The sequence below is a fragment of the Pseudomonas sp. URMO17WK12:I11 genome (genome assembly GCF_007677725.1).
Lineage (GTDB): Bacteria > Pseudomonadota > Gammaproteobacteria > Pseudomonadales > Pseudomonadaceae > Aquipseudomonas.
Genome location: NZ_VEDF01000016.1, coordinates 50,097 through 71,264, shown reverse-complemented (window position 1 = coordinate 71,264; position 21,168 = coordinate 50,097). Strand labels below are relative to the sequence as shown.

Here is a 21,168-nt window from a genome sequence, read left to right as displayed (position 1 = left end):
GTCAAAGCACCTCGCGCAACGCGCCCTGGTCGTCCACGGTCAGCCGCACCAAGGCGCCATGGCCGACCTCGACCTGCAGCAGCTGCGCCTTGGGCAAACCACGGGCACGTGCCAGCAACAGGCGCATGACCCCGCCGTGAGTGACCAGCAGCACGCGCTTGCCGGCGTGCTGCTGCTGCAGTCGGGTGACCGCGCCCAGCACCCGTTCGGCGAAGCGGGCCACAGGCTCGCCGTCAGGCGGCGTGAACGCGTAAGGGTCGGCCCAGAAGCGGCCTAGTTCGTCTGCCTGGTCCTGCATGATCTGCAGCGCCGTGCGGCCTTCCCAGGCGCCGAAGTGCAACTCCTGCAGGTCGGCCTCGAGCTGCACCGGCACGCCCAGTTGCTCGGCAAATCGCGCGCAGCGTTGCAAGGGCGAGCTGACCACCACCTGCCAGGGGCCAGCCGAGGCCAGCGCAGCGTGCATCTGCGCCCAGCCTTTGGCCGTCAGCGCATCATCCAGGCTGCCACGCAGGCCGCCGCCCTGTTCCGTTTCACCATGGCGCAACAGATCGAGCATCATGCCGGACGATCCGCCACCGCCGCTTCGGCGAACGTCGCCATCTGCCCATGCAGGTCGCACGCCAGGCGCAGCAACGGCACCGCCAGCGCAGCCCCGCTGCCCTCGCCCAACCGCAACCCCAAGGCCAGCAACGGCTCGGCATGCAGCGCCGCCAAGACGGCCTGGTGACCCGGCTCCGCGCCCTGGTGGGCAAATAGCATCCACGCGCGGCTCTGCGGGCTCAAGCGCACCGCCAACAGCGCGGCAACACTGCAGATGAAGCCATCCACCAACACTGCAACCCCTTGCTGGGCGCAGGCCAGGTAGGCCCCGGTGAGCGCGGCGATTTCGAAGCCACCGACGCAGGCCAGCGCGCGTAACGGCTCATCGGCGCGCAGCGTATGCAGCGCCAGGGCGCGTTCGATCACCGCGGCCTTGTGCTGTACGCCGGCGCTGTCCAGGCCCGTGCCTGGCCCGCTCAGCTCTCCTGCCGGGCAGGCCAGCAGTACACAGGCCACGGCAGCAGCGGCCGTCGTATTGCCAATGCCCATTTCGCCACCGATGAACAACTGCGCGCCCGTGGCCGCTGCGCGCGTGACGCTGTCACGACCGGCCTGCAAGGCGCCTTGCAGCTGCGCATCGGTCATCGCCGGTTGGCGGGCGAAGTTGGCGGTACCGGCGCCCAGGTGCAGATGGCGCACACCCGCCAGCGCCAGCGCGGGGTCAACGGTGCCCAGGTCGAGCACCTCAAGGCGGGCTTGCAGCTGCCGCGCCAGTACGCTGATCGCGGCACCACCGTTGACGAAATTGCGCAGCATCTGCCCGGTCACTGCTTGCGGGTAGGCTGAGACACCCTCCTCGACCACGCCGTGATCGCCAGCGAACAGGGTGATCGCAACCTGCTCCAGGGTGGGCCGTTCCCGACCCTGCAGGCCAGCCAGTTGCACGGCCACGCCTTCGAGCTGGCCGAGCGAGCCGGCCGGCTTGGTCAGTTGCTGTTGACGGGCGCGAGCCTGGTCCATGGCGGCGTGGTCGATGGGTTGGCAGGCGTCACGCCACCAGGCTGGGTTCATAGAGCGGGTCCCTTGAGCATGAGAGGAAGGCCAGCGACGGTCAGCACGACCCTCTGGCAGCGTTCAGCGATGGCCTGGTGCAGCCAGCCGGCCAAGTCAACGTAACGGCGCGTCAGCTCGCCCATGGGCACGACGCCCAGGCCGGTTTCGTTGCTGACCAGAATGAGCGTGCCCGGCAGTTGCTCCAGGCAGTCGAGCAGCGCCTCGCGCTCGGCGGCCAGGCGCTGCGGGTCGTCGAGCATCAGCAGGTTGGTCAGCCACAAGGTCAGGCAGTCCACCAGCAGGCAACGGTCCTCAGCGGCCTGGGCACGCAGGACATCCGCCAAGGCCAAAGGCTCTTCGATGAGCGCCCAGTGTTCAGGGCGGCGCTGACGGTGCAGGCGCACCCGTTCGTTCATTTCACCATCGAGCGGCTCGCTGGTGGCGATGTAGGTGACGGCCAGGCCACTGTCACTGGCCAGTTGTTCGGCCAGGCGGCTCTTGCCCGAGCGGGCGCCGCCGAGGATCAGGCTGCGCATGTCAGGCGACTCCACACAGGCTGCGCAGGCGCGCGGTGTCCAGGTGCTGCTCGACCAGGTCCGCCAGGCGCTCGATGTCGCGTTCGCGCAAAGCCTCATAGTCGACCTTCTGCACCTGCTCGAGCCCTGCCCAGCGCAGCAACGCAGCGCACGACTCGGTGCCCTCGAACAGGCCATGCAGGTAGGTGGCGAGGATCTGCCCGTCGGCGCTGCGCGCGCCATCGCAGCGGCCATCGGCAAGCTGCACGGCCGGATGCTCCAGCGCCGGGCCACGGGTGACGCCCGCGTGAATCTCGTAGCCGGCTACCGGCGCCGCTTCCAGGCTCAGGGTTCCAGTAACGTTGCGCAGCTGCTTGTCGGCCTCGAGCAGCGTGACGTAGTCGAACAAGCCCAAGCCAGGGCTGGAACCGGCGCTGCCCTCGAGGCCCAGCGGGTCGTGCACTTCACGGCCGAGCATCTGCAGGCCGCCACAGATGCCGATCAACTTGCCGCCGTAGCGCAGGTGGCGGGCGATGGCCGTGTCCCAGCCGCGCGCGCGCAGCTGTGCCAGATCGCCGCGTACGCTTTTCGAGCCTGGCAGGATGATCAGGTCGGCGGCGGGAATGGGCTGGCCGGGCCCGATGAATTGCAGATCGACCTGCGGATGCAGGCGCAGCGGGTCGAAGTCGGTATGGTTGCTGATGCGCGGCAGCACCGGCACGATGACCTTGAGCACCTGCTCCTGCTTGGCCGCCTGGCGCGTGTCGATGCCATCCTCGGCCTCCAGGTGCAGGTCGCTGACATAGGGCAGCACGCCCAGCACCGGTTTGCCGGTGCGCTGTTCGAGCCAGTCCAGACCCGGCTGCAGCAGGGCGATGTCACCGCGAAAACGGTTGATGACGAAACCTGCGACCCGCGCCTGCTCGCTCGCCGAGAGCAGTTCCAGGGTGCCGACCAGGTGAGCGAAGACACCGCCACGGTTGATGTCGGCGATGAGAATCACCGGGCAGTCCACGGCTTCGGCGAAGCCCATGTTGGCAATGTCACCAGCGCGCAGGTTGATCTCGGCCGGCGAGCCTGCGCCTTCGACCATCACCACCGGGTAGGCGGCGCTCAGCCGCTGGTGCGAAGCCAGCACCGCTTGCATGGCGATGGCTTTGTAGTCGTGATAGGCCACCGCGTTCATGCTGGTGACCGCACGACCATGGATGATCACCTGGGCGCCGGTATCGCTGTTGGGTTTGAGCAGCACCGGGTTCATATCGGTATGCGCGGCCAAGCGGCAGGCCTCGGCCTGCACCGCCTGGGCCCGGCCGATCTCGCCACCGTCGGCCGTCACCGCGCTGTTGAGCGCCATGTTCTGCGGCTTGAACGGCACCACGCCGACGCCCTGGCGCAACAGCCAGCGACACAGGGCGGTGACCAGCGTGCTCTTGCCGGCATCGGAGGTGGTGCCTTGCACCATGAGCGTGGTCATGCCATTTCCTCTTGATAGTCGCTCAGCGCTTGGGCCAGGCGCTGCTGCTCGGCGGCAGTGGCGGGCAGGCCAAAGCGCAGCGCGGCGGGCTGTTCGAACAGGCGCACGAGGATGCCGCGGCGCGCCAGAAAGTCATGCAGGTACGCGGCGCGTTCGCTGCGCACATACTGGAACAGGTCGCAGCCACCGTCAGGCGCCAGGCCGCTGCGCTGCAACGTGGCGGCCAGGTGCGCAGCGGCCACGGCGCAGCGCTCGCGCTGGGCAGCATGCGCCGCGTGGTCGGCGAAGCAGGTTTGCGCCACCCAGCGCGCCGGGCCGCTGACCGTCCACGGACCCAGCAACTCGGCCAGGCGCTGCAGCAAACCGGGCTCGGCTACCACGCAGCCCAAGCGCAGGCCGGCCAGGCCAAAGAACTTGCCGAACGAGCGCAGCACGATCAGCCCCGGACGCTCGGCACAGTCAGCGACGCTGCACGTCGGCGAGTTGTCCATGAACGCTTCGTCCACCAGCAGCCAGCCGCCGCGTGCGGCCAGGCGCGCGTGCCAGGCGAGCAAGCGTTCGCGAGCGATACGTTGGCCGGTGGGGTTGTTGGGGTTGACCAGCACCAGCACATCGAGCTGGTCCAGGTGCGCCTCGACCTGGTCTTCGCTGAGTTCGATCAGGTCATGGCCGGCCCGCCGCCAAGCGTGGGGATGCTCGGCGTAACAAGGCCACAGCACCCCTACCCGCCCAGGCGCGCGCAGGGTCGGCAAAGCCTGGATCGCCGCCTGCGAGCCGGCCACCGGCAACAGTTGGTTGACCCCGTAATACTGCCGAGCGGCCTGCTCCAGGCCGTCATCGGTTTCCGGCAGGCGCGCCCAGGCCTGCAGCGGTATCGGCGGAATCGGATAGGGCCAGGGGGCAATGCCGCTGGACAGGTCGAGCCACTCCTCGCGGGCAATGCCATAGTGCTGGATTGCCCGCAGCAGGCGACCACCGTGCTCAAGCATCGAGGTATGCCCCCAGGCAGATCAGCAACAGCCACAGCCATACCCCGCGCTGCACCAGGTGCCAGCCGCTGGCGATGGACTGGGCATCGGCCACCGGCCCCTCACCCAGGCGCGGACGCTCGTGCAGCTCGCCGTGGTAGACCGCCGGGCCACCCAGCTCGACCCCCAGCGCACCGGCACCTGCGGCCATCACCGGGCCGGCGTTGGGGCTGTCCCACAGCGGCGCCTGCCGGCGCCAGCAGGCCAAAGCCAGGCGCGTCTTGCCGAGCACGGCGTAGGTCAGTGCCACCAAACGCGCAGGGATGTAATTGAGCAGGTCGTCGATCCGCGCCGCGCACCAGCCGAAGCGCTCGAAACGCTCGTTGCGGTAGCCCCACATGGCATCCAGGGTGTTGCTCAGGCGGTACAAGACCACGCCTGGCGCCCCGGCCACCACGAACCAGAACAACGCGGCGAATACCGCATCGCTGCCGTTCTCGAGCACCGACTCGGTGGCCGCGCGGGCCACGGCCGGCGCATCCAGCTCGTCGGTTTCGCGGCTGACCAGATAGCTCACCCGTTGCCGGGCCTGGGCCAGATCACCCTGGCGCAGGGCATCGCCGACCGGCATCACGTGCTCACCAAGGCTGCGCAGGCCGAGGGCGCAATACAGCGCCAGCACATCGACCAGCCAACCGATCAGCGGCAGCCAGGACAGGATCAGTGCCAGCAAGGTCAGCGGCACCACGGCCAGGAACCAGGCGCTCACCCCATGGCTGCGCCAACCGCGCCCGGCGGCGTTCAAACGGCGCTCCAACGCCGATGCCAGGTTACCGAAGCCGACCAACGGGTGGCGCCGCTTCGGCTCGCCCAGCAGTGCATCCAGGGCGACCCCGGCCACGGTCAGCAAAGCCACGCTCATGGGCATTCTCCCCAATGGTTTTCATACAGCATGTCACTCAACGGCCGCTGCTCGGCCCAGTTTTCCTCGACCAGCATAGGCTGCGCATAAAATGCCTCGACCGGCCCCAGACACAGCACGGCCACCGGCTTGGCCCCCGCCGGCATGCCCAGCAGCGAGGCCAGGGCCTGGGGGTCGAACAGCGACACCCAGCCCAGCCCCAGCCCCTCGGCACGCGCCGCCAACCACAGGTTCTGGATCGCGCAGGCAAGTGAAGCCAGGTCCATTTCGGGCAAGGTGCGACGGCCGAAGATGTGCGCCTCGCGGTTGTCCATCAAGGCGGCGACCAACACCTCGGCGCACTGCTCGATGCCCTCGACCTTGAGTTTCATGAATTCATCGGAGCGCTCGCCCAGCGCCTGGGCGGTGCGCACGCGTTCCTGCTCCACCAGTACCTGGATGCGCCCGCGCAGTGCCGGCTGGCTGATCCGAATGAAGCGCCAGGGCTGCATCAAGCCGACGCTTGGCGCCTGATGTGCGGCGGCCAGCAGCCGCCCCAGCAGCTCGGGCGGCACCGTGCCGCCAGCGAAGTGGCGCATGTCTCGGCGCTCGCCAATGGCCCGGTAGATCGCAGCGCGCTCGGCGGCGCTGTAGGCGTGGTCAGTCATGGCCGCAGCAGCGCCGCCGTCGCATCAGGGTTGGAGGGGAAATAGAAGTGCACGTAAGAGGCGGTCAAGCGGCCCAGGCGATAGACCGCTTCGTTGCCGCGCCCGCCATTGGGGCTCAGGCCGCGGGCAATCGGTTGCAGGACCGTGCTGGTCAGCGAATGGTGATAGGTGTGGCCGCGCAGCGTACCCTCGGGCAGCTCCACCGCTTGCAGGGCCAAGGCTGCCAGGCGCTTCTGCATGGTCGCTTCTCCGCCCAGCAGACCGAGCAGCTCGGCGCGCTCGCCGCCCACGTCGGTCAGGGCGTCGAGCAGATACAGCATGCCACCGCACTCGGCCAGCAACGGCTTGCCCTCGGCGTGGTGGGCGCGGATCGCCGCGAGCATCGGCGCGTTGCCGGCCAGGGCGTGGTGATGCAGCTCCGGGTAGCCACCTGGCAGGTACAGCGCGTCGACAGTCGGCAGCGCCTGGTCGTGCAGCGGTGAGAAGAACGCCAGCTGGGCGCCCAGCTCACGCAACAGGTCGAGGTTGGCGCCATAGAGGAAGGCGAAAGCCTCATCGCGCGCCACGCCGATGCGCACACCGGCAAGCGATGGGGCGGGCGTGTGCAGCGCCGGCGCGGCAAAGCTGACGGCGGGTGGCAAAGCGGCGTCGCAGCTGTCGCCCAGCGCTTGCGCCGCAGCGTCTAGGCGGGCATCCAGGTCGTTGAGTTCGCTGGCCTGCACCAGGCCCAGATGGCGGCTGGGCAGCTCGATGCCGCGCTCGCGCGACAGGCCACCGTACCAGCGCAGGCCCTCGGTCAGGCTGCCCTCGAGCAATTGCGCATGGCGCAGGCTACCGACGCGGTTGGCCAGCACCCCGGCAAACGGCAGGTCCGCTTGGTAACGTGCCAGGCCCAAGGCCAACGCGCCAAACGTCTGGGCCATGGCGGTGCCGTCGATCACTGCCAGCACCGGCACGCCGAAATGGCGCGCCAGATCGGCACTGGACGGCGTACCGTCGAACAGGCCCATTACCCCTTCGATCAGGATCAGATCGGCGTCTTGCGCCGCTTCCCATAAAAGGCGGCGACTTTCCTCGGCACCGATCATCCACAGGTCGAGCTGGTACACCGGCGCGCCGCTGGCGCGTTCGAGGATCATCGGGTCGAGGAAGTCAGGGCCACACTTGAACACCCGCACCTTGCGACCGAGGTTGCGGTGCAACCGCGCCAGGGCGGCGGTGACCGTGGTCTTGCCCTGGCCGGAAGCCGGTGCCGCGATCAGCACGGCCGGGCAGCTGCGCGCGTCTCTCACAGCTCGACGCCCTTCTGTGCACGGATCCCGGCCTGGAAGGCGTGCTTGAGCATGCCCATTTCAGTGACGGTGTCGGCCAGTTCGATCATTTCTGCCTTGGCCGCACGGCCCGTGACGATCACGTGCTGCATCGGCGGCCGCGCCTGGATGTCACTGAGCACCTGATCGAGATCGAGGTAGCCATGCTTGAGGGCGATATTGAGCTCGTCGAGCACCACGAACTGCACGCTCGGGTCTTGCAGCAGTTGCCGGGACACCGCCCAGGCCGCCTCGGCGGCGGCGATGTCACGCTGGCGATCCTGGGTTTCCCAGGTGAAGCCTTCGCCCATCACGTGGTAGCGCACCTGCTCGGGGAAACGCCGGAAGAACAGCTCCTCGCCGGTGCTGTTACGGCCCTTGATGAACTGCACCACGCCGCATTGCATGCCATGGCCCAGGGCGCGGGCGAGCATGCCGAACGCCGAGCTGCTCTTGCCCTTGCCGTTGCCGGTCAGCACCAGCAGCAGCCCGCATTCATTCGGGGAGTTGGCGATGCGCTCGTCGATGACGGCCTTCTTGCGCTGCATGCGCGCCAAGTGGCGTTCGTCGCGTTCGGGGGTTTCGCTCATGGGGTTCTCCGCAGGCTGGCGCCACGCATCGAAGGTGGGGCGACAGATAGTAGGCAGGCATACGGAGAACGCGCAGATGCCGCAGCGCTTGGCCACGGTGCACCGCGCATCACCCTCCGTGATGCCGTTGGCAGTATCAGGCCGGTCTCCGGGCTCGTGAGCGGGCCTTCAACCCTGGCCTGCGCGCCTTCCCGGGCTTGCACCCAGTGGCCTTGCGCGACCGCTACTCACCTACCGTTGCGGGGGCAGCGCCGGACTCGCGCCTGCTGGCGCACACCGGCTTCCCAGTTTCACCCTGCCCAGTCGACGCTGGCAGGGCACCTGAAACACGCCGCGAAGGTTAGAGGGTTGCACCGGGAGCGTCAATCGCAGCGCAAGCTTGCCTGGGCCGAGCAGGCCAAGCGCGCTGAACCTTGACGAGACAGACAGGCTCAGATGGTCATACCCCATCGACGAGGGCTGCGATGATGAAGCGCACCGTGATGCTGTTGCCCTGGGCCTTGCTCGCAAGCCTGGGTGGTTGCGCCGATACCGCGCGCTTGAGCGTCAATGCCGGCAGCGGCCCTTCCCCGCAACTGCCGCCGCCACAGCGCAGCCTGATTCCCACCGTCAATATCGCCCCCGCCAGCGCCTGGCCGGACGGCGTCACGCCCAAGGCCGCAGCCGGCACCCAGGTGCTGGCGTTTGCCGCCAAACTCGATCACCCGCGTTGGCTTTATGTATTGCCCAATGGCGATGTACTGGTCGCCGAGACCAACGCCCCGCCCAAGCCCGAAGACGGCAAGGGCATCCGTGGCTGGCTCATGAAGCGGGCGATGGCGCGTGCCGGCGCCGCCGTGCCGAGTGCCAACCGTATTACCCTGCTGCGCGACGCCGACCATGATGGTGTGGCAGAAATACGCCATACCTTCATCGAGGGGCTCAATTCACCCTTCGGCATGGTGCTGGTCGGCAATGCGCTGTATGTGGCCGAAACCGACCAGCTCACCCGCTTCGACTATCGTCCTGGCGTGGATCAGCTCACCGAGCCGGGGCGCAAGGTCACCGACCTTCCTGGGGGCCCGCTCAACCACCACTGGACCAAGAACGTCATTGCCAGCCCAGACGGCAGCAAGCTCTACGTGACCGTGGGTTCCAACAGCAATGTTGGCGAGAATGGCCTGGAGCACGAGCAAGGCCGCGCCGCCATCTGGCAGATCGACCCCGCCAGCGGCCGGCACCGGTTGTTCGCCACGGGCCTGCGCAACCCCAACGGGCTGGCCTGGCAACCCGACAGTGGGGCGCTGTGGACGGCCGTCAACGAGCGTGACGAGATCGGTAGCGACCTGGTGCCGGATTACATCACTTCGCTCAAGGACGGCGCGTTCTATGGCTGGCCTTACAGTTATTACGGCCAGCATGTGGATGCGCGGGTGTCACCGCCCAATCCCCAGCAGGTGGCCAGGGCCGTGGCGCCCGACTATGCCGTCGGTCCGCACACCGCGTCGTTGGGGCTGACGTTCATCGAGCCGGGTGTTCTGCCAGCGCCCTTCGAGCGCGGGGCCCTGGTTGGCCAGCATGGGTCTTGGAACCGCAAGCCACACAGCGGCTATAAAGTGATTTTCGTGCCATTTGACGGCAGCGGCAAACCAGCGGGCGAACCCATCGACCTGCTGACCGGCTTTCTCGATTCGCAAGGCAAGGCGCAAGGCCGACCGGTCGGGGTGGTCAGCGACCAGAGAGGCGGCGTGTTGGTCGCCGATGATGTCGGCAACACGATCTGGCGGGTCAGCAAGGCGCCTTGAGCGCTGGGCCAAGGCCCCGCTCGCTCAGGGGTTTTGTGCCAGATGGCCTTGGCTAATGACGCGCTTGGCCTGCAGGTAGGCTTTGGCCCAGTAGCTGTTGGACAGGTAGTCCAGGCGCACCGTACCGCCGCTTGAGGGCGCGTGCACGAAGCGGCCCTCACCCACGTAGATCCCCGCGTGACTGACCTGTGAACCGCCACCGGTGGCGAAGAACACCAGGTCGCCGGACTGCAGGGCATTGATGTTCACCGTTGGCGCGCGCATCACGATCATCTCGCGGGTCGAGCGCGGCAGGCTGATGCCGGCAGCGTCGCGGTAGACATAGCCAATCAGGCCGCTGCAATCGAACCCGGAATCCGGGGTATTGCCGCCCCAGCGATAGGGCGTGCCGACCAGGCCAATGGCACGGATGAGCACGTCATCGGCCAACGGCGAGCCTTCGGGCTGGGTGTAGGTGATGGTTGGCTGCACCACCGGGGCGGGCGCCGGGGCATGGCTGGAGCAGGCAGCCAGCAATGCCGCCAGGGAAATGAATGCGAAGCGCGCCATTTTCTTCATGGCCAGAACGTCCTGTCTGAGACCGCACGGCAGCAGCGGAAAAAGTGTTGAGAAATTAGATTAGCCGCTTTCTGTAAATGCGCACGGCGGCGAGCTTTTTTGAGCTACGCCGCCGTGGAAGAGTTCAGCATCGATCGATCAATTGCGCGCGATATTGGTGCTTGGCGCCATGGCCAAGGCGCGCTTGGCTTCGATGAAGGTCTTGCTCCAGTAACGATCACCGAGGTTATCGATGCGCACGCCACCGCTGCGGCGGCTGCTGGAGTGGATGAACTGGTTGTCACCCAGGTAGATGCCGGCGTGACTCACGCGGCCGCGACCATTGGTGCTGAAGAACAGCAGATCGCCTGGCTTGAGCTTGTTGCGCGCAACTTTCGGGGCATCGACGTTGATCATTTCGCGAGTCGAGCGCGGCAAATTCATGCCGGCTTCTTCGCGGAACAGGTAGCCGATGAAACCGCTGCAGTCGAAGCCGGACGCCTCGGAGGTGCCGCCGAAGCGGTAGCGGGTGCCGATCAGCGACATGCCGCGCTCGAGGATGCTGTCTGCCAGCACCGGCAGCTGATAAGGCTTGCTGCTGGAGAATGCCTGCAGGTCATCTTCGCTGGCCTGCTCTTCTTCGCCGAACACCGCCGATGGCGAAGCCTTGGCCTTGCTGACTGATTGCGAGACAACCGGGGTGTAATCCTGGGGCTGGGAAACCGGGCCTTGAGCCGCGCAGCCAAAAAGCAGGGTTACGAGTGCGAGTGGCACGAGGGGTGCGAAGCGCTTGAGCATGAGCACGACCGTGTCTGTAGTCCTTTGGAAGGGGGAGACTATGCCCTCTATCATGGCCATTTGCAAATTTTATCGAAAAAGATGTGACTTTTTCGTTTTGCCCTGTAAAGCCCAGTGTTTCCGGGCCTTACCAGCCGAGGGTTTCCTTCAGGAAAGGGATCGTCAACTTGCGTTGAGCCTGCAGCGAGGCCTGATCGAGCCGTTCGAGCAGATCGAACAGCGCGCTCATGCTGCGGGTACCGCGGGTGAGGATGAAATGGCCGACTTCATCGGTCAGGTGCAGACCACGGCGCGAGGCCCGCAATTGCAGGGCGCGCAGTTTGTCTTCGTCGGACAGCCCGCGCATCTGGAAGACCAGGGCGAGGGTTAGCCGCGACTTGAGGTCGGGCAGCTTGATGGGGAGTTCACGCGGTGAAGCCGAAGCGGCCAGCAGCAGGCGCCGACCGCTGTCGCGCAGACGATTGAACAAGTGGAACATCGCCTCTTCCCAGTCTGCCTTGCCGGCGATCACGTGCAGATCGTCGATGCAGACCAGTTCATATTGCGCCAGGTAATCGAGCAGCTCGACGCCACGCTCGAGCAACTGCGCCAGCGGCAGATAAACCGCAGGTTCGCCGCGTTGCTGAAAGCGGTGAGTGGCGGCTTGCAGCAGGTGACTGCGGCCCACGCCCTGCTTGCCCCACAGGTAGATAAGGCTCTCGGTCCAGCCGGCGTCGGCCTCGCAAAGCCGCTCGACATAGCCCAACGCCGCAGCATTGGCGCCCGGATAGTAGTTGATGAAGGTGGCGTCATCGCGCAGACGCACACCCAGGGGCAACTGGATCGGTGGTTTCATGCTCGCGGGCAGTCGGGAAGACCGCAGGGGGCCTTTGAGGAACAATCTGCAAAGTCTATACCCGCATCGCAGGCCGCACAATCACGCTTGCAAATAGCCCAAGCAAAATCAAAGGCTTGCGCGGCACGCGAGCGCCACTGCCTACAGCTCTGGGTCGGCATCGCCAGCGTACATGTCCGATTCCTTGTACAGATCGTGCACATGGCGCACCAGCACCATGATCACCGCCGCCACTGGCAGGGCCAGCAACACGCCGGTGAAGCCGAACAGCTCACCGCCAGCCAGAATGGCGAAGATCACCGCCACCGGATGCAGGCCGATGCGATCGCCCACCAGCAGCGGCGTCAACACCATGCCTTCCAGCGCCTGGCCGACCATGAACACGGCAACGATGCCCAGCATCGGATACAGATCGCCGCCGAACTGGAACAGCCCTGCCACCAGCGCGGCACCGATGCCGATGATGAAGCCCATGTAGGGCACGATCGCCGCCAGGCCCGCCAGCATGCCGATCAACAGGCCGAGCTCCAGCCCCACCAGCATCAAGCCGGCCGAGTAGATGAAGCCCAAGGCGACCATTACCAGCAACTGTCCGCGCACGAACGCCCCCAGCACTTCGTGACATTCACCGGCCAGGCCGACGATCTGCGACTCCCGTTGACGCGGCAGCAAGCTGCGCAGCTTGGCCATCATCAGGTCCCAGTCCCGCAGCAGGTAGAAGCCCACCACCGGAATCAGCACCATGTTGGCCAGCCAGGCGATCAGCGCCAGGCTCGACGCCGTGGCCTGGGACAGCACCATGCCGACGATGTCGGTGGTCTGGCCCATGTGCTCGCTGATGGCGGCCTTGATCTTGTCGAATTTCCAGAAACCGTCAGCAAGGCCCAGCTTGGTTTGTACCCACGGCAGCGCCACGTGCTGTACCCAATCCAGCATCTGCGGCGCCAACTCATAGAGGCGAACCAGCTGTTTTGCCAGCATCGGCACCAATACCAGCAGCAGCGCCAGCATGATCAAGGTGAACAGGGCGAATACCGCGACCACTCCCCAGGTTCGCGAGAACCCAAGGCGCTCGAGCCGATCGACCAGCGGGTCGGCCAGGTAGGCCAGCAGAATGCCGACCAGAAACGGCGTGAGGATGTTGTGCAGGCTATAAAGAAGCACCGCCAGCAGCAGAGCGGCGCCCAGCCAGATCCAACGACGCGAGTCAGTCACAGGTCGATCTCCTTACCAACGAAAACGCAAGCCGTCGAACGGCTTGGCTGGACTGACGGGCGCTTGCGGCTGCCCGCTTGCATCTGCCGGGGCTGGCGCGGGGGGCGCCGTAACGGCCTGTTCGGCCGGCAGCTCCTGCAGCTTGGCCAGCCCCAGTTGCGCGCGCAGTTGCTCAGGGTTACCGCTCACGGCATAGGTCAGGGTGCCGCCGTCGGCCAGTTGCAGGCGCGGGCCATAGGGTTCGAGGACGCGACCGAGCTCGGCATAACGTTGCAGGTTCATGCCCTGCACCTGCACCTGCAACTGGCTGCTGGCCCCGGCCTTGATCACGTAGCGCGGTGCCAGGCGGCTGCTCACGGCGAGCATCACGGCATCGGCCAAGGCGGCCTGGTCGGGCGCTTCAGCGCTGCCTTGCTCTCGCTGCTCGCCTACCCACAGCTGCCATTTGCCTTGCCATTTGCCGTCGCTCTCTTGCGCGTGCACGGCCAGCAGGGCATCGGCACCGTAGCGCTCGGAGGCTTCGCGCAGTGGGGCCGGATCACTGCCGTCGAGCTGCTTGGCATTGGCCACCAGTTGCTCTTGCAGGTCTGCCAACGGCAGGCGCAGCGGCAACCCCCGGTGCTGGGCGGCGCGGCGCAGCGGTTGGGCGCTGGCCTGGCCGTCGCCGACCAGGTTGCTGCCTTCGGCGTTTTCATTGAGCCACCAGCCCAGGATCGACGGCCGATTGCTGCCCCACAGCGCCAGCCCCGCCTTGCGCAGCGCCCGCTCGGTGCTGCCGGGGTCGAACTCGACCGACACCGACTCCGGGGGCCCAGCTTCGCTGCCAACTTGGTTGATGAGCTGTTGCGGGTCTTTGCGCAGGCCGGCCAGGCCTGGGTTCTGCACAGCTTTGGGATCGCCGGTCAGGCGCAGCACCAGGGTGTCGAACGCTTTTACCGTGGCGGCGCTGCGGGCTTCGGCGCCCTGCCCTTCGAGCGGCTCGCGCACTTGATAGAGCCCGGCGACATTTTCAGCCAGGGCGCTGGCCGACATCAGGGAAAGGCAACCAATTGCCAGAAACTTCGATAGACGCATGGGGGATTCCTGTCCGCTTGGCGCAATGCCTATACCTTATACATGGGGCCCCCGGGTAACCAGTTGCGCGGTGAAAGATTCACTATCTATTTAGCAATTTACGGCTCTGCCCGTCGGCCTGAGGATGGCCGCTGCACGGCAACCCTGATAAAATCGCGCGCCTTCACAGACACTGACGCTTCAGCCAGCTGCGCCTCGCGGTTGCCTTCGGCATCAAGGTCGTTTTTACGAATCCCTCCCTCTTAAAGGCCTGGATCAATGAGCAAGCAACCCTCCCTGAGCTACAAGGACGCCGGTGTAGACATCGACGCCGGCGAAGCACTGGTCGAACGCATCAAGGGCGTGGCTAAACGCACCGCACGCCCTGAAGTCATGGGTGGCCTGGGCGGCTTCGGCGCCCTCTGCGAGATCCCGGCCGGCTACAAGCAGCCGGTGCTGGTCTCCGGCACCGACGGCGTCGGCACCAAGCTGCGCCTGGCGCTGAACCTGAACAAGCACGACAGCATCGGTCAAGACCTGGTCGCCATGTGCGTGAACGACCTGGTAGTGTGCGGCGCCGAGCCGCTGTTCTTCCTCGACTACTATGCCACCGGCAAGCTCAACGTCGACGTGGCCGCGACCGTGGTCACCGGTATCGGGGCTGGTTGTGAACTGGCCGGTTGCTCCCTGGTCGGCGGTGAAACCGCTGAAATGCCAGGCATGTACGAGGGCGAAGACTACGACCTGGCCGGTTTCTGCGTCGGCGTGGTGGAAAAGGCCGAGATCATCGACGGCTCCAAGGTTGCCACTGGCGATGCACTGATCGCCCTGCCGTCCTCCGGCCCCCACTCCAACGGTTACTCGCTGATCCGCAAGATCCTCGAAGTCTCCGCCACCGACATCGACAACACCCAGCTCGATGGCACGCCGCTGGCCGACCTGCTGATGGCCCCGACGCGCATCTACGTCAAGCCACTGCTGCAGCTGATCAAGAACACCGGTGCGGTCAAGGCCATGGCCCACATCACCGGTGGCGGCCTGCTCGACAACATCCCACGCGTGCTGCCGAAAAATGCCCAGGCCGTGGTCGACGTGGCCAGCTGGCAGCGCCCGGCGGTGTTCGACTTCCTGCAGGCAAAAGGCAACGTCGACGAACACGAAATGCACCGCGTGCTCAACTGCGGCGTCGGCATGGTCATCTGCGTGGCCCAGGATCAGGTCGATGCTGCCCTGAACGAACTGCGCGCCGCCGGTGAGCAGCCATGGGTGATCGGCCACATCGCCGAAGCCGCCGAAGGCGCCGCCCAGGTCGAGCTGCAAAACCTCAAGGCACACTGATGCCGAGCGAGCCGTGCAATGTAGTGGTACTGCTGTCGGGTTCCGGCAGCAACCTGCAAGCCTTGATCGACAGTTGCCGCGCGGCGGATGCTCCGCTGCGCATCGTCGCCGTGGTGTCCAACCGCGCCGATGCCTATGGCCTGCAACGGGCCGAGGCGGCCGGTATCGCCAGCGTGGTGCTCGACCACACCCAGTTCGACGGCCGTGAAGCCTTCGATGCCGCGCTGATGGCGCGCATCGATGGCTTCGCCCCGGACCTGGTGGTACTGGCCGGCTTCATGCGGATTCTCAGTGGCGAGTTCGTGCGTCACTACCAGGGCCGCCTGCTGAACATCCACCCCTCCCTGCTGCCGCGCTACAAGGGCCTGCACACCCATCGCCGGGCCCTTGAGGCAGGCGATGCCGAGCACGGCTGCAGCGTGCATTTCGTCACCGAGGAACTCGATGGCGGGCCTTTGGTCGTACAGGCTGTAGTACCGGTACTGCCTGATGACACGGTTCAAAGCCTGGCCCAACGGGTTCATCATCAGGAACACCAGGTCTACCCGCTGGCAGTGCACTGGTTTGCCCAAGGCCGCTTGCGCCTGGGTGAACAGGGTGCGTTACTGGATGACCAACCGCTGCCGGCCAGTGGTCACATGATCCGTCCCTAGGAGAATTTATGCGTCGTGCCCTGCTAATGGCTCTCGCCGTGCTTGCCCTGCCCCTCCAGGCAGCTGACCTGAAGCCCTTCTCGGCAAGCTACACCGCCGACTGGAAGCAACTGCCCATGAGCGGCACTGCCGAGCGCAGCCTGGTCAAGAATGCCAACGGCACCTGGGACCTGAACTTCAAGGCGTCGATGATGATCGCCAGCCTGACCGAGCAAAGCACCCTGCGCCTTGAAAACGACACCCTGCTGCCGCAGAAGTATCACTTCGAACGTGGCGGGCTGGGCAAGGCGAAGAAGGTCGACCTGACCTTCGACTGGAACGCCAAGAAGGTCACCGGCAGCGACCGCGGCGATGCCGTCACCCTGCCACTCAACCGTGGCGTGCTGGACAAGTCGTCCTATCAGCTGGCGTTGCAGCATGACGTGGCGGCCGGCAAGAAGAGCATGACCTACCAAGTGGTCGATGGTGACGAAATCGACAACTACGATTTCCGCGTGCTGGGCACGGAGAAGGTCACCACCAAGACCGGTCAGGTCGAGGCGGTGAAAGTCGAACGTGTGCGCGACCCAAGCCAAAGCAAGCGCATCACCGAACTGTGGTTCGCCAAGGACTGGGACTACCTACTGGTGCAGTTGCGCCAGGTCGAGACTGACGGCAAGGAATACGTGATCGTGTTGCAGGATGGCACGGTCGACGGCAAGTCGGTCAAAGGCAACTGATACCGCGCAAGCCCCTTCCTAGACAGCCCCGCTCAGTGCGGGGCTTTCTTTTGCGCGGGCTTCATGAAACTTGTTTCATGGGCGTTTTATTTACTTAGGCTGCTAACAAACTCTATAAAGGGGGTGTGCGACAGAGTGTCGCAGCCAACTGAAAAAGTGGAGTTTACCGATGACAGTCCAAGTAACCGAACGCGACGAATCGAAAATGTCCCACGAAGGCCTGGCCGCTGGCGTGCGGATCTGGGATGTGCACCAGCAGGGCCAATTGGTGGGGATGTTCCATAACGAACACGAAGCCCATCAGTACCGAGCGGAGCTGGAAACCCAGGAAAACCAGCGCACCACGCAGTGACACCGTCTTTATGAAGAAAACCCCGCCGAGGCGGGGTTTCTTCGTTTACCACATCAGATCGTCAGGGATCTTGTAGGCCGCATACGGATCGTCTTCATCGGCCTCCTCGACATGGGAATTGAGCAGCAGGATGCGGTTGGCATCGCGCTCCTGGATCTTCACTGCCGCTTCCCGCGGGATGACTTCGTAACCGCCGCCGTGCGAGACGATAGCCAAAGCGCCGTTGCTCAGGCGCGTGCGCATCAGGGCGTTGACGGCGATGCGCTTGACCTTCTTGTCGTCGACGAAGTTGTAGTAGTCCTCGGTAGTCAGCTTGGGCAGGCGCGTGGCTTCGATCAACTGCTTGATCTGCGCGGCGCGGGCCTTTTGCTCGGCCTTTTCCTGCTGCTGGCGGTTGAGCTCCTGGTCACGCTTGGCCTTTTCGGCCATGGCTTCCTTGGCCAGCCGCTGCTGGGTATCGTCGACCTCGGCCTGGCCCTTGTGCTGCAGGCGTTTCTGTTTCTTCTCGGCTTTGTTGGTTTGCGAGACTTGTTTCTGGTTGACCAGACCGGCTTTGAGCAATTGGTCGCGAAGGGAAAGGCTCATGAATGTTCACTCACTTATGCAACAGCTCAGCCGCAGCTGGGCAGGTTCTTTTCCTGACGTTTGGCTTCGCCCCAAAGGGCATCCAACGCGTCAAGGTCACAATGTTCGATCGCCCGTCCGCTGTCACGCAGGGCCTGTTCGATGAAGCGAAAGCGCCGCTCGAACTTGCGGTTGGCACGGCGCAGGGCGTGTTCCGGGTCTTGCTTGAGGTGTCGGGCAAGGTTGACTGCAGCGAACAGCAGGTCGCCCACTTCATCTTCGAGGGCATCGGCGTCGTTGTCGGCCATGGCCTGCAACACCTCGTCGAGTTCCTCGCGCACCTTGTCCAGCACCGGCAACGCCGCGGGCCAGTCGAAGCCGACGGTGGCCGCGCGCTTCTGCAGTTTGGCTGCCCGCGCCAATGCAGGCAATGCCGCCGGCACATCATCGAGCAATGAAAGCTGCTCGGGGGTGGTCTTTTCCGCGCGTTCCTGGGCCTTGATCTCTTCCCAGCGAGACTTGACCTGGGCTTCGCTCAGGCTCGGTGTATCCAGCGGGGCGTAGAGCTCGCCGGTGGGGAATACATGGGGATGACGACGGATCAACTTGCGGGTGATGCCATCGATCACGCCAGCGAATTCGAAGCGGCCTTCTTCGCGGGCCAGCTGGCTGTAGTAGACCACCTGGAACAGCAGGTCACCGAGCTCACCCTGCAGGTGCTCGAAATCGCCTCGCTCGATGGTATCGGCCACTTCATAGGCCTCTTCGAGGGTATGCGGGACGATACTGGCGTAGTTCTGCTTCAAGTCCCATGGGCAGCCGTACTGCGGGTCGCGCAGCCGGGCCATGAGGTGCAGCAGGTCGTCGAGGGAGTAGGTCATGTCAGGCGGGTCCTTCGATGGCAGGCGCTTGGCGAACAGCCCCGCCGCCACCAGCAGCCGTGCACCTACCACGCGGTGCACGGAACCTGGGACGGCAGGCGCCGCGGTTCAAGGGGTACGATTACGCCGCGTTTCGATGATGTTCGGCAACTGCGAAATCCTGCCCAACAGACGCCCCAACGCGTCCAGGCCAGGAATCTCGATGGTCAGCGACATCAGCGCGGTGTTGTCTTCCTTGTTCGAGCGGGTGTTGACCGCGAGCACGTTGATCTTCTCGTTGAGCAGCACCTGCGAGACGTCGCGCAGCAACCCTGGTCGATCATAGGCACGAATGACGATGTCGACCGGGTAGGTCTGCACCGGAATCGGCCCCCAGCTGACCTGGATGATCCGCTCCGGCTCACGCCCGGCCAGTTGCAGCACCGAGGCGCAGTCCTGGCGGTGGATGCTGACCCCACGACCCTGGGTGATGTAGCCGACGATCGCATCGCCCGGCAGCGGCTGGCAGCAGCCGGCCATCTGCGTGAGCAGGTTGCCGACGCCCTGGATCTGGATATCGCCGCGCTTGCCCGTGCGCGGACCGCTCGGCTTGCGCGGCACCAGCTCGATCTGCTCGATGCGCTCAGGCTCGAGCAACTGCTGCGCGGCGTTGACCAGATGCGCCAGGCGCAGGTCACCGGCACCGAGCGAGGCGAACATGTCCTCGGCGGTCTTGACGTTGGTCTTCTCGGCCAGGCGCTCGAAATCCACCTGGGGCAGGCCCAGGCGGCTGAGTTCGCGCTCGAGCAAGGTCTTGCCGGCAGCGACGTTCTGGTCGCGCGCCTGCAACTTGAACCAGTGCACGATCTTTGCCCTGGCCCGCGACGTGGTCACGTAGCCAAGGTTCGAGTTCAGCCAGTCGCGGCTTGGATTGCCGTGCTTGCTGGTGATGATCTCGACCTGCTCGCCGGTCTGCAGGCTATAGTTGAGCGGCACGATGCGCCCGTTGATCTTCGCGCCCCGGCAGTTGTGGCCGATCTCGGTGTGCACGCGGTAGGCAAAGTCGAGCGGCGTGGCCCCCTTGGGCAGGTCGATGGCATGGCCATCGGGGGTGAACACGTAGACCCGGTCGGGCTCGATGTCGACCCGCAGTTGCTCGGCCAGGCCGCCGATGTCGCCGAGCTCCTCATGCCACTCCAGCACCTGGCGCAACCAGGAGATCTTCTCTTCATAGTGGTTGGAGCTTGGCTTGACGTCGGTGCCTTTGTAGCGCCAATGGGCGCAGACCCCCAGTTCCGCTTCTTCGTGCATGCCGTGGGTACGGATCTGCACTTCCAGCACCTTGCCTTCCGGGCCGATCACCGCGGTGTGCAGCGAGCGGTAGCCGTTTTCCTTGGGGTTGGCGATGTAATCGTCGAACTCCTTGGGAATGTGCCGCCACAGGGTGTGTACGATGCCCAGCGCGGTGTAGCAGTCGCGTACCTCAGGCACCAGCACGCGCACCGCACGCACGTCGTAGATCTGGCTGAATTCCAGGCCTTTGCGCTGCATCTTGCGCCAGATCGAATAGATGTGTTTCGCCCGGCCGCTGATATCGGCCTTGACCCCTGTGGCCAACAGCTCGTTCTGCAGCTGGTTCATCACATCGCTGATGAAGCGCTCACGGTCGAGCCGGCGCTCGTGCAAGAGCTTGGCGATCTGCTTGTACTGATCGGGTTCCAGGTAGCGGAAAGACAGGTCCTCCAGCTCCCACTTGATGTGGCCGATGCCCAGCCGATGGGCCAGAGGCGCGTAGATGTCGAACACCTCGCGCGCGACGCGCAGGCGCTTTTCATCATCGGCGGACTTCACCGCGCGGATCGCGCAGGTACGCTCGGCCAGTTTGATCAGCGCCACGCGCACGTCGTCGACCATGGCCACGAGCATCTTGCGCAGGTTCTCGACCTGCGCCTGCGAACCGAGCACCAGCGACTGCCGCGGGCTCAGACTGGCACTGATGGCCGCCATGCGCAGCACGCCGTCGATCAGCTTGGATACCACCGGGCCGAAACGCTGGCCAACTTCGGCCAGGGTGACCTTGCCTTCGCGCACGGAGCGATAGATCACCGCCGCGACCAGCGAGTCCTGGTCGAGCTTGAGGTCGGCAAGGATCTCGGCGATCTCAAGGCCTGCCTGGAAGCTCGAAGTACCGTCGGCCCAGGAATGCTTGGCCGGGTTGCCTTTCTTCTCGATCTCCTGGGCGAAATCACACGCCTCCTTGAGCGCCACGCGATCCAGTGCCGAATCGACGCTCACCACATGATCGAGCCATGCATCGAGATTGATACTGCCGTCGGTATTGACCGGCTGGTGCACTCTCACCTGTACCATCTTGTTTTACCTTTCCATACAGCGCACCACACGGGTGCACTGGCTATCACCGTGCAGCTTCGCTTCCG

22 protein-coding genes and 1 riboswitch are annotated in these 21,168 nt (G+C 65.3%); of the genes, 5 read left to right on the top strand and 17 right to left on the bottom strand.

Annotated elements, in window-relative coordinates; all coding sequences use genetic code 11:
• Position 1: 1 nt before the first annotated feature.
• Genes cobC through cobO form a run of 9 tightly spaced genes read right to left on the bottom strand, consistent with a single transcriptional unit; the run spans position 2 to position 8,022 of the window.
• Positions 2-559, bottom strand: a complete 558-nt coding sequence (cobC, locus tag FS665_RS22120) for an alpha-ribazole phosphatase family protein (RefSeq protein ID WP_145193333.1) — start codon at positions 557-559, stop codon at positions 2-4.
• On the bottom strand, positions 556-1,611 hold the full coding sequence (gene cobT, locus FS665_RS22115; RefSeq protein ID WP_145193331.1) for a nicotinate-nucleotide--dimethylbenzimidazole phosphoribosyltransferase: 1,056 nt from the start codon (positions 1,609-1,611) through the stop codon (positions 556-558). The genes cobC and cobT overlap by 4 nt, the downstream gene beginning before the upstream one ends.
• Positions 1,608-2,129 (bottom strand): bifunctional adenosylcobinamide kinase/adenosylcobinamide-phosphate guanylyltransferase, encoded by a 522-nt coding sequence (gene cobU, locus FS665_RS22110; RefSeq protein WP_145193330.1) that lies wholly within the window; start codon positions 2,127-2,129, stop codon positions 1,608-1,610. The genes cobT and cobU overlap by 4 nt, the downstream gene beginning before the upstream one ends.
• A 1-nt stretch (position 2,130) precedes the next feature.
• Positions 2,131-3,585 carry a cobyric acid synthase gene (locus FS665_RS22105; protein ID WP_145193328.1) on the bottom strand — a complete coding sequence of 485 codons (1,455 nt, stop codon included), beginning with the start codon at positions 3,583-3,585 and terminating at the stop codon, positions 2,131-2,133.
• Positions 3,582-4,574, bottom strand: coding sequence for a threonine-phosphate decarboxylase CobD (gene cobD / locus FS665_RS22100; protein ID WP_145193326.1), 993 nt, complete (start codon positions 4,572-4,574; stop codon positions 3,582-3,584). Before cobD ends, FS665_RS22105 begins: the two co-directional genes overlap by 4 nt.
• On the bottom strand, positions 4,567-5,475 hold the full coding sequence (gene cbiB / locus FS665_RS22095) for an adenosylcobinamide-phosphate synthase CbiB (protein WP_145193324.1): 909 nt from the start codon (positions 5,473-5,475) through the stop codon (positions 4,567-4,569). The genes cobD and cbiB overlap by 8 nt, the downstream gene beginning before the upstream one ends.
• Complete coding sequence (bluB, locus tag FS665_RS22090; RefSeq protein WP_145193322.1) at positions 5,472-6,122, bottom strand: 5,6-dimethylbenzimidazole synthase; 651 nt, start codon at positions 6,120-6,122, stop codon at positions 5,472-5,474. The genes cbiB and bluB overlap by 4 nt, the downstream gene beginning before the upstream one ends.
• A complete protein-coding gene (locus tag FS665_RS22085) occupies positions 6,119-7,414 on the bottom strand; it encodes a cobyrinate a,c-diamide synthase (protein WP_145193320.1) in 1,296 nt (431 codons plus the stop codon). The genes bluB and FS665_RS22085 overlap by 4 nt, the downstream gene beginning before the upstream one ends.
• Positions 7,411-8,022: a cob(I)yrinic acid a,c-diamide adenosyltransferase gene (gene cobO / locus FS665_RS22080; protein ID WP_145193318.1), complete on the bottom strand. Its 612-nt coding sequence runs from the start codon at positions 8,020-8,022 to the stop codon at positions 7,411-7,413. The genes FS665_RS22085 and cobO overlap by 4 nt, the downstream gene beginning before the upstream one ends.
• A gap of 121 nt (positions 8,023-8,143) precedes the next feature.
• A riboswitch (cobalamin riboswitch) is annotated at positions 8,144-8,362 on the bottom strand.
• 127 nt (positions 8,363-8,489) lie between these two features.
• Between cobO and FS665_RS22075 the strand changes: the two genes are divergently transcribed.
• Complete coding sequence (locus tag FS665_RS22075; protein ID WP_145193380.1) at positions 8,490-9,806, top strand: sorbosone dehydrogenase family protein; 1,317 nt, start codon at positions 8,490-8,492, stop codon at positions 9,804-9,806.
• Between the two features lie 24 nt (positions 9,807-9,830).
• On the opposite strand, the gene FS665_RS22070 is transcribed toward FS665_RS22075, so the two are convergent.
• The 5 genes from FS665_RS22070 to FS665_RS22050 all read right to left on the bottom strand — a co-directional run bounded on the left by FS665_RS22070 (position 9,831) and on the right by FS665_RS22050 (position 14,265).
• Positions 9,831-10,364 carry a C40 family peptidase gene (locus tag FS665_RS22070; protein ID WP_145193316.1) on the bottom strand — a complete coding sequence of 178 codons (534 nt, stop codon included), beginning with the start codon at positions 10,362-10,364 and terminating at the stop codon, positions 9,831-9,833.
• A gap of 138 nt (positions 10,365-10,502) precedes the next feature.
• A complete protein-coding gene (locus tag FS665_RS22065; RefSeq protein WP_145193314.1) occupies positions 10,503-11,141 on the bottom strand; it encodes a C40 family peptidase in 639 nt (212 codons plus the stop codon).
• A 127-nt stretch (positions 11,142-11,268) separates the two neighbouring features.
• The gene (hda, locus tag FS665_RS22060) at positions 11,269-11,976 is read right to left on the bottom strand and encodes a DnaA regulatory inactivator Hda (protein WP_145193312.1); all 708 of its coding nucleotides are present in this window, start codon (positions 11,974-11,976) and stop codon (positions 11,269-11,271) included.
• A gap of 141 nt (positions 11,977-12,117) precedes the next feature.
• The gene (locus tag FS665_RS22055) at positions 12,118-13,191 is read right to left on the bottom strand and encodes an AI-2E family transporter (protein ID WP_145193310.1); all 1,074 of its coding nucleotides are present in this window, start codon (positions 13,189-13,191) and stop codon (positions 12,118-12,120) included.
• 12 nt (positions 13,192-13,203) lie between these two features.
• Positions 13,204-14,265 carry a DUF2066 domain-containing protein gene (locus FS665_RS22050; RefSeq protein WP_145193308.1) on the bottom strand — a complete coding sequence of 354 codons (1,062 nt, stop codon included), beginning with the start codon at positions 14,263-14,265 and terminating at the stop codon, positions 13,204-13,206.
• Positions 14,266-14,523: 258 nt separating this feature from the next.
• Between FS665_RS22050 and purM the strand changes: the two genes are divergently transcribed.
• From purM to FS665_RS22030, 4 genes are all read left to right on the top strand, one after another.
• On the top strand, positions 14,524-15,582 hold the full coding sequence (purM, locus tag FS665_RS22045) for a phosphoribosylformylglycinamidine cyclo-ligase (RefSeq protein ID WP_145193306.1): 1,059 nt from the start codon (positions 14,524-14,526) through the stop codon (positions 15,580-15,582).
• A complete protein-coding gene (purN, locus tag FS665_RS22040; protein ID WP_145193304.1) occupies positions 15,582-16,235 on the top strand; it encodes a phosphoribosylglycinamide formyltransferase in 654 nt (217 codons plus the stop codon). The genes purM and purN overlap by 1 nt, the downstream gene beginning before the upstream one ends.
• 8 nt (positions 16,236-16,243) lie before the next feature.
• Positions 16,244-16,954 carry a DUF3108 domain-containing protein gene (locus tag FS665_RS22035; RefSeq protein ID WP_145193302.1) on the top strand — a complete coding sequence of 237 codons (711 nt, stop codon included), beginning with the start codon at positions 16,244-16,246 and terminating at the stop codon, positions 16,952-16,954.
• A gap of 169 nt (positions 16,955-17,123) precedes the next feature.
• Entirely contained in the window at positions 17,124-17,306 is a 183-nt protein-coding gene (locus tag FS665_RS22030; protein ID WP_145193300.1) for a hypothetical protein, read from the top strand.
• 45 nt (positions 17,307-17,351) lie between these two features.
• On the opposite strand, the gene FS665_RS22025 is transcribed toward FS665_RS22030, so the two are convergent.
• The 3 genes from FS665_RS22025 to relA form a co-directional block, all read right to left on the bottom strand.
• Positions 17,352-17,891, bottom strand: a complete 540-nt coding sequence (locus tag FS665_RS22025; RefSeq protein ID WP_145193298.1) for a DUF2058 domain-containing protein — start codon at positions 17,889-17,891, stop codon at positions 17,352-17,354.
• Between the two features lie 26 nt (positions 17,892-17,917).
• The gene (mazG, locus tag FS665_RS22020; RefSeq protein WP_145193378.1) at positions 17,918-18,751 is read right to left on the bottom strand and encodes a nucleoside triphosphate pyrophosphohydrolase; all 834 of its coding nucleotides are present in this window, start codon (positions 18,749-18,751) and stop codon (positions 17,918-17,920) included.
• A 108-nt stretch (positions 18,752-18,859) separates the two neighbouring features.
• On the bottom strand, positions 18,860-21,100 hold the full coding sequence (relA, locus tag FS665_RS22015; RefSeq protein WP_145193296.1) for a GTP diphosphokinase: 2,241 nt from the start codon (positions 21,098-21,100) through the stop codon (positions 18,860-18,862).
• Positions 21,101-21,168: the final 68 nt, after the last annotated feature.